The organism is Enterococcus raffinosus (assembly GCF_018917525.1).
Taxonomy (GTDB): Bacteria; Bacillota; Bacilli; order Lactobacillales; family Enterococcaceae; genus Enterococcus_A; species Enterococcus_A raffinosus_A.
Window position 1 is genome coordinate 25646 of sequence record NZ_JAHLOS010000038.1, and the last position, 14287, is coordinate 39932.

Annotated in this window: 12 protein-coding genes and 1 pseudogene; 12 read left to right on the forward strand and 1 reads right to left on the reverse strand. The window is 41.0% G+C overall.

What is annotated here, in order from left to right:
• The first annotated feature begins 91 nt into the window (after window positions 1-91).
• Together KQI58_RS18220 and KQI58_RS18225 are read left to right on the forward strand one after the other, a co-directional pair.
• On the forward strand, window positions 92-448 hold the full coding sequence (locus KQI58_RS18220; RefSeq protein WP_016179690.1) for a VOC family protein: 357 nt from the start codon (window positions 92-94) through the stop codon (window positions 446-448).
• 102 nt (window positions 449-550) lie between these two features.
• Window positions 551-1060 carry a DNA-3-methyladenine glycosylase I gene (locus tag KQI58_RS18225; RefSeq protein ID WP_216410411.1) on the forward strand — a complete coding sequence of 170 codons (510 nt, stop codon included), beginning with the start codon at window positions 551-553 and terminating at the stop codon, window positions 1058-1060.
• A 105-nt stretch (window positions 1061-1165) separates the two neighbouring features.
• On the opposite strand, the gene KQI58_RS18230 is transcribed toward KQI58_RS18225, so the two are convergent.
• The gene (locus KQI58_RS18230; RefSeq protein WP_016179692.1) at window positions 1166-1939 is read right to left on the reverse strand and encodes a DeoR/GlpR family DNA-binding transcription regulator; all 774 of its coding nucleotides are present in this window, start codon (window positions 1937-1939) and stop codon (window positions 1166-1168) included.
• Between the two features lie 351 nt (window positions 1940-2290).
• On the opposite strand from KQI58_RS18230, the gene KQI58_RS18235 reads away from it, so the two are divergent.
• The 10 genes and pseudogenes from KQI58_RS18235 to KQI58_RS18280 all read left to right on the forward strand — a co-directional run.
• The gene (locus KQI58_RS18235; protein WP_216410412.1) at window positions 2291-3364 is read left to right on the forward strand and encodes an alcohol dehydrogenase catalytic domain-containing protein; all 1074 of its coding nucleotides are present in this window, start codon (window positions 2291-2293) and stop codon (window positions 3362-3364) included.
• A gap of 31 nt (window positions 3365-3395) precedes the next feature.
• Complete coding sequence (locus KQI58_RS18240; protein WP_216410413.1) at window positions 3396-3830, forward strand: PTS sugar transporter subunit IIA; 435 nt, start codon at window positions 3396-3398, stop codon at window positions 3828-3830.
• Window positions 3831-3851: 21 nt separating this feature from the next.
• Window positions 3852-4325, forward strand: a complete 474-nt coding sequence (locus KQI58_RS18245) for a PTS sugar transporter subunit IIB (RefSeq protein ID WP_016179695.1) — start codon at window positions 3852-3854, stop codon at window positions 4323-4325.
• A 24-nt stretch (window positions 4326-4349) separates the two neighbouring features.
• Entirely contained in the window at window positions 4350-5117 is a 768-nt protein-coding gene (locus KQI58_RS18250; protein ID WP_016179696.1) for a PTS mannose/fructose/sorbose/N-acetylgalactosamine transporter subunit IIC, read from the forward strand.
• A complete protein-coding gene (locus KQI58_RS18255; protein ID WP_048717791.1) occupies window positions 5117-5974 on the forward strand; it encodes a PTS system mannose/fructose/sorbose family transporter subunit IID in 858 nt (285 codons plus the stop codon). The genes KQI58_RS18250 and KQI58_RS18255 overlap by 1 nt, the downstream gene beginning before the upstream one ends.
• A 715-nt stretch (window positions 5975-6689) precedes the next feature.
• A complete protein-coding gene (locus KQI58_RS18260; protein ID WP_216410414.1) occupies window positions 6690-11504 on the forward strand; it encodes a SpaA isopeptide-forming pilin-related protein in 4815 nt (1604 codons plus the stop codon).
• Between the two features lie 103 nt (window positions 11505-11607).
• Window positions 11608-12237 carry a CatA-like O-acetyltransferase gene (locus tag KQI58_RS18265; protein WP_216410415.1) on the forward strand — a complete coding sequence of 210 codons (630 nt, stop codon included), beginning with the start codon at window positions 11608-11610 and terminating at the stop codon, window positions 12235-12237.
• 43 nt (window positions 12238-12280) lie between these two features.
• Window positions 12281-12952, forward strand: coding sequence for an endonuclease III domain-containing protein (locus tag KQI58_RS18270; RefSeq protein ID WP_216410416.1), 672 nt, complete (start codon window positions 12281-12283; stop codon window positions 12950-12952).
• A 105-nt stretch (window positions 12953-13057) separates the two neighbouring features.
• Window positions 13058-13810, forward strand: coding sequence for a type I methionyl aminopeptidase (gene map, locus KQI58_RS18275; RefSeq protein ID WP_216410417.1), 753 nt, complete (start codon window positions 13058-13060; stop codon window positions 13808-13810).
• 229 nt (window positions 13811-14039) lie between these two features.
• Window positions 14040-14287, forward strand: a pseudogene (locus tag KQI58_RS18280) (hypothetical protein); the annotation flags it as partial.

The window sequence follows — 14287 nt, forward strand, 5'->3', positions numbered from 1 at the left end:
CCGTGTCCTTATTCCTCAATAATTCGACTTGGTAGGCGCTTTCTTTTCAGTTATACTTAAAGCTAACAATGGTAAAAGGAAGGTGCAGTACATGATTGATCATTTAAGTATTGGTGTCAGCGATTTGGAAAAGAGTAAGGTGTTTTATAAGGAAGCTTTGGAACCATTAGGCTATCAGGTAAAATTCGAGATGGACCATGGTGTTTGTTTTGGGGCAGAAGGAGGAGATATATGGATCGTCAAAAGCGAACCAAGCAAGATCCATTTGGCGTTTAGCGCATCTGATCGTACAACGGTCGATCGCTTTTATGAAGCAGCGATGAGGGCCGGCGGAGCAGATAATGGAGCGCCAGGTGTACGACCTCATTATCACGAGAATTATTACGGTGCCTTTGTCTTTGATCCCGATGGATACAATATTGAGGCCGTTTGCCACAAAGAAATGTAGTGAAAATGCTGGCTGAAGGGTCAGCATTTTTGTTGCTTTTTACTGTTTATCAGGAATGTTAAGTGTGCTGAATTAAAGTGAACTAAAAATGGAGGTGAGGTAGTGAGTAAATCTCAATGGTACAGTGATCGGTGGGGCGAGCCGACACATGATGATCGGATGCTGTTTTTATTGTTGACGGTGGGCGTTTTTCAAGCAGGATTAAGCTGGCAGGCAGCAGCAAGTAAACGGGAAGTCTTCGAAAGAAATTTTTGTGGAATGGATTTTCGCAAAGTGGCGGCTTTTTTTCCTGAAGATATTGAACAGATTGCCAAAGATCCGGAAATGATCCAGAATCGGCGAAAAATTAAAGCGGTTGTCCAAAATGCGCGAGCTATCGTGCTGCTGTTAAACGACTATGATAGTTTTGCTGACTATTTATGGGATTTCGTAGGTGGGGTGCCAGTCCTCCATGAGTACGAGACGGCAGAGGAAGTTCCGAATACATTGCCTGAAGCAACGGTGATCGCCAAAGATATGAAGAAAAGAGGATTTACCTTTGTGGGTCCAATTGTTACTTGCATGTTTCTGAAGGCAGCAGGGATTATGCAGGATCAGGTGTGGGATAGTTAGAATTGGATACTAACAGCTTGATGAGTAGAAAAAGCAAAGAATGAGGGAAATATACTCCTCAATTCTTTGCTTCTTTTGTTATAGATGCCAATTTTTTTAAGGAAGCTAAATACTTTCGATACGGATGATTCCGTTTTTATACATTTCATCAATTAGTTTCTTATCTGTCTGATTATCTGTAATGAGTAAGTCGATTTGATCAATCGGAAGAAACGTATACAGCGCTCGTCGGCCGATTTTTGTGTGATCGGTAACGACAATTTTTTTTGCAGCAGCGTCAATCATATTTTTTTTGGTGGCGATCAATAATTCATTGAAATGGGTTAAGCCCTTTTCAACATTAAGCGCAGGCGTAGCAATAAAGGCCTTATCGACACTTAATTGCTGCAGGGATTCATTAGCAATTTGTCCGTTGAGCATATAGCTGTCGTGGAAAAGTGTCCCTCCAGTGACGATGGTGGTGATTCCTCGATTGGACCGTAAAACAGAAGCGATATTGACATCATTGGTGATAATCGTAATGTCTTGCAACTGCGGCATTTCATTGAGGGTTTTTGCGATTTGCAGGGTGGTGGTACCAGAATCTAAAATAATCGCTTCGCCGCTTTTTATATAATTCGTCGCATATTTTCCGATTTTTGTTTTTTCCAGCATATTTTCAGTTGCCCGATCTTCAAAATCTGGCTCATCCTGTTTGATACTTGCAGGAACCACTCCGCCATGGATTCTAACAACAAGTCCCTGTGACTCCAATTCATCTAAATCTCGCCGAATCGTTGTTTCATGAACCTGAAAAATCTCTGACAATTGGGCAACAGAAATAAATTGTTTATTTTCAATAGCTTCTAGCAGCTTTATTCTCCGCTCTCCTGTTAGCATGTTTCTTCATCCTCTCGCTTTCCCAGTAAAAATCCCCACCGTTGAAAGACTTTCTCACTTCTCAGTCTAGGGAAAATAATAGAAGGTGTCAATACATACAGATGAAAAGCGCGCATCAACGAGCGTATTCGAGTGAGACTGCAACTAAATAGATTTAAGACCTCACAATTTAAAATCAACTTTTTTGTTTTTTTATATCCAATCAAATGATTCATTTGTAGCTGTTTTACTAATAGCGCTCTGATATTTTTAAAATAAAGCGTTTACAGAGCTGTATTCTGATGCTATACTCGTAAACGAGCAACAAAGAGTTTATATGAGCGCTCATAAACGAGCGGTAGGAGAGGAAGAATGAAACAAATGCTTGAATCAAAAGTTTTTAGTTTGGTGGAACCTGGTGTGATTGAGGAGGTGAACAAGACGAGAAGTCTTCCTGAAAATTGGGTGGCTGTTGAGCCGACCTATGCGAGTATTTGCCATGCGGATTTAAGATATTTTGCAGGGTTGCGAAGACCTGAGGCTTTAGCTAAAAAGTTGCCGATGGCTTTGCTGCATGAAGGGATCGCAGTGGTCAAGGAAAGTCGTTCAGAAAAATTTTCAAAAGGGGATCGAGTAGTCGTTGTTCCCAATATACCGGGACAAATCTTGCATCCTGAGATTGATCAGAAGCCCGATATTCCTGTGAATTACTCAAAGGGAAATGCCTTTTTAGGAAGCGGCTATGATGGTATGGCCCAAAGCTGCTTGGTTCATCCAGAAGAATGTCTGGTGCGTATCCCTGATGAAATTCCCAATGAAATCGCGGTTTTAGCGGAGCTTTCGTCTGTTTCTCATCATGCTCTTAGCCACGTGCAGGAGAAGCTGAAAAAGTCAGATACTCGTGTAGCCCTTTTTGGTGATGGACCTGTGGGATACTTCACCGCTGTTATGCTGAAATATCTGTACGGCGTGACTGCTGAACGCTTTGTTGTCTTTGGTGCAGCGGATGATAAGTTGGCGCATTTCGATTTTGCTCGAAGAGAGAATGTACTGTCTTATGATTTTAAGCATTCTAAAGAAAAGTTTGATGTACTGATCGAATGCACAGGCGGAAAATTTAGTCAAAGTGCTTTGAATCAAGCAATTGATATTGCAGATTCGTTGGCGGATATCATTTTTATGGGTGTGACTGAAGAGCTGGTACCAATTGATACACGAGACATTTTGGAAAAAGGGATTACCGCTCATGGCAGCAGTCGATCGTCAACGGCGGACTTTGAAGCAGTTGTTGAAGGCATGAAAAATCCAGACTATCGACGTGCGTTGAGTAAAATTTTGCCGGAGAAAATTGTTGAGGTTTCAACAGGAGAAGATTTTAGAAGAGTGATGGAGCAATTTGTCGAAAATCCAGGCTGGAATAAAACAGTTATGCATTTCAATTGGTAAGTGCGACGGGCTAAATGAATGAGGTGAAAATATGACAGGAATAGCAATTGTAACGCATGGCGAGATGGCGATAGGTCTGATGGACAGCTTGAGCCTTATCATGGGAGAGCAGGAAGATTATCAAACGCTTGGATTAAAGCATGGGGATGACATTGGCGAATTCGGAGAGAAGATTCAAACGGCCATTTGCGAACTGGACACAGGTGATGGGGTATTGGTTTTCGTCGATTTATTTTCTGCAAGTCCCTATAACCAAGCAGCTATGTCCTTCAACAAATTGAAGGGGCATCACTATCGATTAATTTCAGGGGTGAATCTTCCCATGATTGTCGAAGCCTTTAATCAGCGAATGATTGGAGCGAATTTAGAAACAATGTATCAAGTCGCAATGACCGCGGGAAAAGACGGAATCAAAGAGTTTTTGGAAGAAATGGCAAAGCTGGAAAAAATACGTACAGATAAATAATAGAAATGGAGTGGAGTACAAATGGGTGAAATCGTATTAGCACGAATCGATGATCGCTTGATTCACGGACAAGTAATGACGGCCTGGCTGCAGTTTACTGGAGGAAATCATATTGTCATTGTGGATGACGCGACAGCAGGAGATGAGTTTACCAAATCGATCATGTCGATGGCGGTGCCGAATGGGATTAAATTATCGATTTTGGGAGTGGCAGATGGAGCGAAACTTTTGGCGAATATTCCTGACGGACACAAGATCATTGTGTTGGCGAAGGAGCCTCAAACGTATTGGCAGCTGATTGAAAAGGGCGTGACCTTCGATGAAATTATTATCGGTGGGATGGGAGCACGGAAAGATCGTAAAACCTTCCATAAAAATATTTCGGCTTCGGAGGAAGAAAAGGAGACCTTTAGAAAGATCGTCGCCCAAAATGTCAAAATGAAGATCCATGTGATTCCAGATCAAGGTTCACAAGCAATTGAAGGATTGCTATAAAAAAATAGTGAAGGAAGTGGAGAAATGAAAATTAGTCTAATCCAAGCAATTTTGATCGGGGTCGTTTATTATCTTGGAATCAATGGCACGCCGTGGCTTTCATTAGTGGGAACGCATGGCTGGATGCGTCCGCTGGTCAATGGAACTGTAGTCGGATTGATTTTAGGTGATCCGGTTCAGGGGTGTATCATCGGAGCGGCTATCAATCTGCCGTATTTAGCTTTTATTTCAGCTGGCGGAACGGTGGCGATGGACCCAGCGCTTGCGGGGACTCTTGGAACCGCTTTAGCGATGGCGGCTAAGGTTGAACCGGCTGTTGCTGTGACCTTGGCTGTACCGATCGGACTGCTGGGGACCTTGATTTGGGTCGCTCATATGACCGTTGATATTACTTTTGTGCATATGGCAGATAAGGCTGCAGAAGAAGGAAAAATTGACCGCATTAATTGGCTGCATATCGTACCACCGCAATTATTTTTACTTTTGATTACTGTCGTGCCGGTTGCCTTAGCCGCTTATTTAGGAGCAGATGCAGTTGAGGGGATCGTGGATGCTTTAAGCGGACGTCCGCTAGATGTTCTTTCGGCGATTGGCGGTATACTGCCAGCTCTGGGGATTGCCATGAACCTGCGTGCGATGAATGGTAAAGGAACTTTATTATTTTTCACTTTCGGCTTTATGCTAGCAATCTACTCCGGACTGCCTTCTGTACCGATCGCTGTTTTTGCAGGAATCATCGGCTATGTCTTTACGGAGTTGTATTTGAAAGATAAAAATGGAGGGCTGACATAATGGAGCAGACAGCAGTAGAAGCTAAAGAAAAGCTATTAACAAAAAAAGATGTAGTTAAAGCCTTTTGGCGTTGGACATTTTTCTCGCATGCAAATTACAACTATGAGCGGTTACAGGCAACTGGAGTTGTTCATGCCTTTAGTCCGATTTTGAAAAAGCTGTATGGCAAAGATGAAGACGAAATGAAATCAGCACTAGAGCGTCACATGCAGTTTTTTAATACCGAGCCATCTTTTGGCGGTCCGATTTTAGCCATGACGATTGCGATGGAAGAAGAACGAGCATTGGGAGCAGACATTAATGATCAAACGATCAATGGATTGAAAACAGGATTAATGGGTCCCTTAGCGGGGATTGGCGATACCTTGTGGCAAGGAACCTTGATACCAATTCTGCTCTCCTTTACGCTGCCATTTGGTGCGAAGGGAAATATTTTTATGGGACCTGTCCTATTCTTTGCCCTCCATTGGATCATTATGACTGTCATTGCCTACTTCTTATGGATTCAAGGCTATGAGCAAGGAAAAGAAGGCATCCAGAAGATGATGGCAGGCGGACGCCTTTCCTATATCATGACCTTCTCGCAAACATTGGGGGCGATCGTGATCGGTTCGCTGGCAGCCAATTTTGTTAAAATCGCCACCCCATTAAGTATACATTTGAGCGGGAAAGAAAATCTGTCGATTCAAACCGATGTGCTAGATGCATTGGTCAAAGGCATCTTGCCGTTGGGTGTGACTTTGTTGACCTATTATTTATTGAAGCATAAAAAATATACCCCGACAAAGGTATTAGTTATTCAAATTGTGGGCGGTGCGATTTTAGCCGCGATTGGTTTGATTGTGAACTCAATATAAGTGAATCAATGACGTCAACTAAAAACAAGGGAAACTTTGTTTTTAGTTGACGTCGTTTTTGCTTGATTTAAGAAGAATAAAAGCATATTTAACACGAGAAAAAGCAGTATTTCATGTAATTAAAAAATTTTGATGGCAGAGCTTCTGCAATTAACGTGTATCTGAGAATCGCGAATTCTAGCGGGTGTGATTTCATTCGAGGGTTTTGATTGATTAAGTTAGGAATCATTGATATTACAAAGATTGGTTTATTAAATCTGATGAAAATAGCCTTTGAAGCAACTGTAAACATGAATACTTTTTGAATAGTCATTAATGTAAAAAAAGTGACAAACATACGAACGAACAAGAAAGAAATTGTCATGTTCATACTGGTAAAAAAAGTGAAAATTAGAGAGTAGGGTAGCTAGACGTAAATAGTCTTTTTTGATTGAGTATTTTTAATGTAAGAGAGAGGTCAGTCTGATACCAGCATTTTTTATTTTGTAAATAACTAAAATAGAAATAGTTTAATTTTAAGATAGATTAAATAATTTAAATTTACAAATTAAAAATCTCTTCGAGTATTGTATTTATATTTAGGGTGTTTTATAATTTATTAACTGATAGCGATTATTTTCGACTTATTTCTATAATGAAATAAATCGCAAGTAAATTATAGTAGTCACTATTAACGCTTACAGCTATTAAAAAATCATGAAAGGTGTTAGTGGTTATGAGAAACAAATTAGTTGTATTTGGGTTGATTATACTGTTGGTTTTACAAACCCTAAGTCCTGCTTTTGCTTATGCGCAAGGCACCACTGAATCAACGACGAATTCAACAGAGCAAAAGGAGACGGTAGCTTCTTCAACAAAGCCATCCGCTGCAACGTCAGCACCATCGTCTTCATCAAATAATGAAGAGAAAACGGCTGAAAAAAGCAGTTCGACGGATTCAGTTGAAGCGAGTAAAGCAACAGTAGAATCAGAAAGTAAAGAGCAGCCAAAGAAACAAGCTCGTGCAGCAATTACTGATAATATTTTCAGTTCAGTAAAAATGTACAAAATTAATGGAGATGAAGTTCAGCCGAATGATACCCTACCTAACATGACTGGGATAAAGCTGGCGTTACAATTCTCTTTTACAAACAAGAATTATCAAACAGGAGATACCTTCACAACACAGCTTCCTGCACAGGTAGCGATTGCTAAAGATCTATCCGGCAGCTTTAGTCCAATGACTTCAGCCGAATGGTCGATAAACGCAGCTACTAAAGAATTAACAATTACTTTCTTAGAAGATAACGTATCTTCAGAGGTTTATGATTTAACATTGGTAACCTCCCTTGAGAAAGTAACAGGTATTGATGAGGAAAATCAAAAAATCGTTTTTGATACCGCGCCGACACCAACAAGCTTTTCAATAGAAATGACTTCAAGTGTTGATCCAGGAAAAAATAGTATGGCATTGACAATGGATACGTTGAATCCTAAGAAAGCTGATTTAACGTCAGTATTCAACTTGGATCGTACAGACAACACTGACCGGATGTATCGAATCGAAGCGTACAACAATAACAGTAAAATTAGTTTTGATTCCGTCAAAGTATACGCTAGTGATGTTGACTTTAATGGTACCTTGGTCGGCAGTAAAACCTTATTGACCAAGGACGTTGATTATGAAATCGTCTATAAGAATGCCGGGACGACTCGTGCGACAGCAGAAATTCAATTGAAAAATTCCATTGGGAAAAAGGCGATAATTGCTGAATCAGTTGTTTCTGGGATTGATGGAAAGAATTACGTGGATGAATCTGTTACAGGTAATGAGTACAACTATTTCTATGCGTATTCATATACTTACGAGAATGGCAGCCAATTAAATTCTTCCTCTACGTCTAAAACGTTTGTGACTTTGCAACCTTTGGAAGCGAAAGGGAAAATCAATCAAGAAACTGGCGCCATCGATTGGGAGATTAAGTATAATTTTAACGAGCAGCATCTAACAAGTGCTTCACAGCTGCTTACAGATTTAACTGATCAAGGTGTGGAGTTCGTTGCTGGTTCAATCAGTATTGAAAAGGTTGGCTTTAATTATACTAGCGGCAACAACTATGAGGTGGTTTCCCAAGGTGACGGCGCCGGTGATTTTACAGTTTCGACTGATAACTCAGGCTCGTTAGCCTTTACGCCTAAGAGTAATACGACTCAGGCATATGTAATCAAATACTCCACCAAAATTACTGATCCGACTGAACGGATTATTAAAAATAAGGTGACTAATGGAACGGTCACGAAGGAAGCACAAGTGAGTCTTATTCCGAATCTTTTATCAAAAGAAGCGGGAACGATCGATATTTTCAATCGGACGATGGAGTGGAATATCACCGTCAACGCTGAGAAATATACGATGAAAAACCCTGTCGTTCATGATTACTTTATTGGCGCGGTCAAGGATTATACTGGACTTACGATCAATAAAAAGATTTCTGACACCGAATCTGTTCCGTTAGTGGAAAATGTCGACTACAAAATAACTCGATTTGATGAGAATGGTTCGCCAGTCGGGGCACAACCGAATGTCAATGGCGCACCAGATGATTTTAACGGCGGTGTGCGAATCGACTTCCTTGGTGATTACAATGAATTAAAGGATACACTGGTCATTACAATCAAAACTAAGATTGAAACATCCGATCAGAGAACAGAAATCAAAAACAAGGCAACGCTAAATTATGGTGATACTCCAGGAGTTATCGAGTATGAGGCCAAAGGAACCTTTGTCGATCCTTATTACACAGGCGGAGCAAAATTAGCTCAAAATGCTAGTACGACGGGGAACTATTTGTATCAAAATTGGCTGGTCTTTTTAAATTCTACTGGGGAAAAATTCAATTTAACGAAAATGGAAGACAGCTTGCCTGCTGGCACAGAGCTGGTTCCAGGATCTCTGCGTTTTGAAGAGGTCACAAGCCAGTCAATGATTGATAATATGTCACGCTATTTAACGAATGATTATAACTTGGTTCAAGAAGGTTCAGATGTTTATCCAACGAAGATTGATACTGAGAATAATCAAATTAATTTGGAGTTTGGCAATTTGGGTGCTAAGCGTGTATATGTGAAGTACCGGACACGGATCAAGCGAGATTGGTATGTTTATAGTCGTTTGGATAATGTGGCGAAAGTCACCTATGACGCGAAGGCGCCAGCCGAATATAAAGCCAGTCTGTATGCATACAATTATGAATATGCGCTGCTAAAATCTGTAGCAAAAGATCCATCAAAAGAAAACGTAGCGAATTGGACCGTTACCACGAGAAATATTTCAGCAGATCTACCCGTTCAAGATCCTGTGATTACAGATACCTTGACACCAGGTACAACTAACGCGGCCTATGATCCAACGTCCTTTGTGGTTACCGATACAGCTACTAATGAGAAAATCAGTACAGATCATTATAGCTTGTCGATTACAGGGAATACATTCAAAATTACTTTTTCTGATTACAAAGCCGAGAGTAATATTCAAGTGAAATACAATACGGTCAGTGAATTCCCAGGGGGAGTCAGGAACCTTTCGCAGGTAAGCTCTACCAGCTATGGTGCGTTGAGCACTTCCTACCGACAAGCGAATGCATCCGTGAATTTAAGCTTTACTAGCGGTAGCGGAACTGGGGTAGTGAAGACCGCCGATCTATCCGTCTTGAAGGTAAATGAGAAGGACGAGCCTTTGGCAGGTGCAACCTTTGAAATCCTTAAAGAAGACGGAACAGAAACAGGCCTTAAAGCCGATACCGACGATACTGGTGAGGTAACCTTTACGGGATTACCGTTAGGCAACTACCTATTGAAGGAAAGCAAGGCACCAAATGGGTATGAAATCAATCCTGATTACGAAACCGGCAAAGCAATCACTTTAGTCGAAGATATGGACACGATAAAAGTTGTCAATAAAGAAACCATTCCAAACAGTATCGAACTTACTAAAACAGATAGTCAAACAGATGAGCCTTTAGCTGGAGCGAAATTCAAACTTGAAAAGGCTGATGGTGAATTAGTCAGCGAGGATCATGAAACGGACGCAGATGGACAATTTAAGGTGACCGGTCTGCCGAAAGGTGACTATCAATTTGTAGAAACAGCAGCACCTGCAGGCTACCAAAAAGATGACACTCCTGTTGAGTTCTCGATCACTGAACGCCAAGGGCAAGTCATCAATCTTAAGAAAACTAATACGTTAGCACCAGGAGCAGTACGATTGACCAAAATCGATGATCAATCGAAAGAAACATTGAAAGGCGCGATTTTCCAATTACAGGATAGTGATGGAGAGATTGTAAAAGACAACTTGGCTACCGATGGGTACGGAATTTTAGAAGTAAAAGATTTAGCACCCGGTGATTATCAATTTGTCGAAACACAAGCACCGACTGGTTATGAAAAAGATTCAACACCAATTGAGTTCACTATTACAAAAGCTCAAGCTAAAGCTGCTGAAGTTGAAAAAACCAATACAAAATCACCAGCGGAACCAGGTACAGTCACATTGACCAAAACAGATGCGAAAACAGGAGAAGCTTTATCTGGTGCGGTCTTTGAATTGCAGGACAGCAAAGGAAAAGCAATAGAAACAGATGTTGAGTTAGTGACAGACATATCTGGCAAGCTTAAGTTTAAACTTGGGACGATGGCTCCGGGAACCTATCAATTGGTGGAAACCGAAGCCCCAACAGGCTATGAAAAAGATGCGACGCCAGTGAAATTTACGATTAAAGATCAAAGCGACACAATCGAGCTAACAAAGACCAACAAAGCGATTAGTGGTGTCATTTTAGAAAAAGTTGATGGTGCCACCAACCAGCCTTTAGCTGGCGCAGAATTCATTTTACAAACACAAGCAGGAAAAACAATTGAGACTGATGAAAAAATGATCACGGATGGTAACGGCCGTTTAGCGGTAAAAGGCTTAGATCCCGGTGATTACCAGTTGGTTGAAACCAAAGCACCTGCTGGCTATAAATTGGATGCAAAACCAGTGCCATTTACGATTAAAGAAAAACAAACAAGTCCTGTTCGAGTAAAGAAAACGAATAAGGGTCTGACTTGTACCGTTGTGTTGAGAAAAATTGACAGCAAAACAGGCGAAGGATTGGCAGATGCGACATTTGCTTTACAGGATCAGCAAGGGAAGGTCTTAAAGGATAAATTGAGGACCGATGAAACAGGAAACCTTACTGTGACAGACTTGAAACCTGGGAAATACCAACTAGCGGAAACCGAGGCGCCTAAGGGGTATATATTGAATACCAAACCAGTGACCTTCCAATTAACCGAAGCGAAGAAGCAGTTGGTTACAGTCAGAAAAGAAAATGTGAAGGCGAGCGGAAAAGCTGGCAATACAGTATCTACTTCTACTAGCTATGTCCGACGCAACCATACGTACCTGCCTAAAACAGGCGAACAAAGATCAACTATTTTGATAATCGCTGGTATTATCATAGTGTTAGTTGCAGGTGGCGTAATCTACTTCAAACGTAAAAAATAATTTTTGAATAAATCCGGTTAGCTAAGCTGCTAGCCGGATTTGTTTTGTCCTTCGTTTCATTGTATTTTATAGATACTAGAAAACATATGAGGACGGTGTCAAAATGGGAAATCAGTTTGTACGGATAGATGAAAAGAATTGGAAACGAGCGATGCATTGTCAGGTATTTAGAAATAGTGTGGAACCGGCTTTTTGCGTGACCTTTGAGCTGGATATCACCAACTTTCTAAACAAGATTCGCGAGAAAAAATATTCCTTCACTTTTGCGCTGGTCTATAGTGTTTCAGTTTGTGCCAATCAAATTGAAGAATTTCGCTATCGTTTCTTGGATGGAGATGTGGTTCTTTATGATCGAATCGACACCGCTTTTACTTACCTTAATCAAGACACCGAATTGTTCAAAGTCGTGAATGTGCCATTAACAGAAAGCCTTGAAGAATACATCATCTTAGCAACCAAAACGGCGGAAGAACAGCAGGCGTATTTCACCGGTCCTTTAGGCAATGATGTCTATCAATTTTCGCCGATGCCGTGGGTGAGCTATACCCATATTTCACACACCAATGCTGGTAAAAAGGATAATGCTACGCCGTTATTCGATTGGGGAAAATATTTCCAGCGTGACGGTCGCACGTTGCTACCATTCTCTGTTCAAGCACATCATTCCTTTGTTGATGGTCTGCATGTTGGTAAACTGGCGGATACTTTACAAGCATATTTGGATGCTTTCTAATATAATGGATAGCAAATCAAATAATTGTTGGTGAGGAAGAACAATGATCACGAATATTGAAGAATTGTATGAAGCATTTAGTCAAGTCATGACGCATAAACGCTGGTGGGACACGGATAATAAATGGGAAATCTTACTAGGTGCGGTCTTGGTTCAGAATACCAATTGGCGAAACGTCGATTATGCATTGGAAAATTTATATCAAGCGACCCAATTTTTACCAGAAAAGATAGTAGCACTGGAAGAGCTTCAGTTGCAGGAATTGATTCGACCAAGCGGGTTTTACAAAGGCAAATCAAAGACGATTCTTGCGCTGTTGACTTGGTTGGAAGAGTATCAATTCGATTTATCAACGCTTGCAGAAAAAGATTTTTCAGCGCTGCGCAAAGAATTATTGGCGATCAAGGGTATCGGTGAAGAGACGGCCGATGCTTTGCTGGTGTATGTCTTTGATCAGTCGACCTTCATCGCAGACAAGTATGCACAACGAATGTTTGAAAAATTCGGCTTTGTTTCGACTGGCTATAAACAATTAAAAAGTAAAATTGTTTGGCCCGAAGCAATGGACACACTGAAGGCGCAAAATCTCCATGGCTGGATCATTGAATACGGACAAGTCTATCTGAAAAATGACGAGATCTGGCAAAGTGGACCGCTAAAAAACTTTAAGCTGAAATTAAGCGCCAAGGAGGAAAAGCAGTCAAAAAGAGCCTAAGCTTTTCTTCAAAAGTCTTTCGTGGTATAACATGTCAAGAATCAAACAACAGGTCTTAGTTAAAAAAATAAGTATCTATTACGAGAATAAGGGGCAATGGAATAAATGGTCACATTAAAATCAAAGCGAGAAATCAACCAGATGAAGGAATCGGGCGCGATTTTAGCAGGGATTCATAAACAATTACGGGAGATCATCAAACCAAGGATCACAACGAAGGAAATTGATCAATTTGTTCAAGAAAAGATCGAGGCAGCTGGAGCGACGGCTGCACAAATCGGCTTCGAAGGCTATGAATTCGCCACCTGTACTAGCGTGAACGATGAAATCTGTCATGGTTTTCCTTCAAATTATCGGTTAAAATCCGGAGATGTCTTGAAAGTTGACTTCTGTGTCGATTATCACGGTGCCATCTCAGATAGCTGCTGGACGTATGCAGTTGGTGAAATCACACCAGAACATCAGACATTGATGGATGTGACAAAAGAAGCGTTGATGATCGGGATCGCTCAAGCACAGGTCGGAAATCGTGTAGGCGATATCGGCCATGCCATTCAAACCTATGCTGAGGGAAAAGGTTATGGTGTGGTACAAGATTTTCTAGCTCATGGCATCGGACCAACGATTCATGAAGAGCCTTTCTTTCCGCATTTTGGCGCAGCTGGAAAAGGCACACGCCTGAAGGAAGGAATGACCATCACGATCGAACCGATGATCACGACCGGAACATGGGAAGCGGGCATCGACATGAATGGCTGGACTGCTCGTACGCTGGATGGTAGTTTTTGCGCTCAATACGAGCATTCCATCGCGATTACTAAAGATGGTCCAGTAATTATGACAGAACAAGAAGCATAATTTTTGAAAAGGAGAATTCGTGAGGACGAGTTCTCCTTTTTTGTTATTTGAATAATCCAAAAATTTCGTTTTATCAAACTTTATGACTCGAATTGTTGTCGTCAATTCAAAATTTTTAGTCAAAATTAAAATTAAAGGTATTTCATTTTTCTATTTACAATGCTCTTTTCGTTGTTATATTATATGGTTGTTAAATGATGAAAGCGCTATAAGGGTGGAGGAATAGACAATGAATGTGGCAAAATTAGCAGAGAGACAGTTATTTCTAATGAAGGCTGAGAATTTGGAGAAACGTGTGCGTGCGTATTATGCTCAAACGCAGGACGTTGATTCTTTGATTGAGTACGGAGTTGCGATTCTTGTGCGGAGCTTTTTCTGCATGGGTGTATTTGCGGAGTTGATCCAGGATTTGATTCAAGAAGTGTATTTATCAGCCGAACCAACCGCTGTCATGCGGCGATATTTGCCATATTTTGA

Coding starts and splice junctions, on each gene's coding strand:
- KQI58_RS18265 (WP_216410415.1), top strand. CDS start 11,608: ATGGGAAATCAGTTTGTACGGATAGATGAAAAGAATTGGAAACGAGCG.
- KQI58_RS18235 (WP_216410412.1), top strand. CDS start 2,291: ATGAAACAAATGCTTGAATCAAAAGTTTTTAGTTTGGTGGAACCTGGT.
- KQI58_RS18245 (WP_016179695.1), top strand. CDS start 3,852: ATGGGTGAAATCGTATTAGCACGAATCGATGATCGCTTGATTCACGGA.
- map (WP_216410417.1), top strand. CDS start 13,058: ATGGTCACATTAAAATCAAAGCGAGAAATCAACCAGATGAAGGAATCG.
- KQI58_RS18255 (WP_048717791.1), top strand. CDS start 5,117: ATGGAGCAGACAGCAGTAGAAGCTAAAGAAAAGCTATTAACAAAAAAA.
- KQI58_RS18270 (WP_216410416.1), top strand. CDS start 12,281: ATGATCACGAATATTGAAGAATTGTATGAAGCATTTAGTCAAGTCATG.
- KQI58_RS18220 (WP_016179690.1), top strand. CDS start 92: ATGATTGATCATTTAAGTATTGGTGTCAGCGATTTGGAAAAGAGTAAG.
- KQI58_RS18230 (WP_016179692.1), bottom strand. CDS start 1,939: ATGCTAACAGGAGAGCGGAGAATAAAGCTGCTAGAAGCTATTGAAAAT.
- KQI58_RS18260 (WP_216410414.1), top strand. CDS start 6,690: ATGAGAAACAAATTAGTTGTATTTGGGTTGATTATACTGTTGGTTTTA.
- KQI58_RS18240 (WP_216410413.1), top strand. CDS start 3,396: ATGACAGGAATAGCAATTGTAACGCATGGCGAGATGGCGATAGGTCTG.
- KQI58_RS18250 (WP_016179696.1), top strand. CDS start 4,350: ATGAAAATTAGTCTAATCCAAGCAATTTTGATCGGGGTCGTTTATTAT.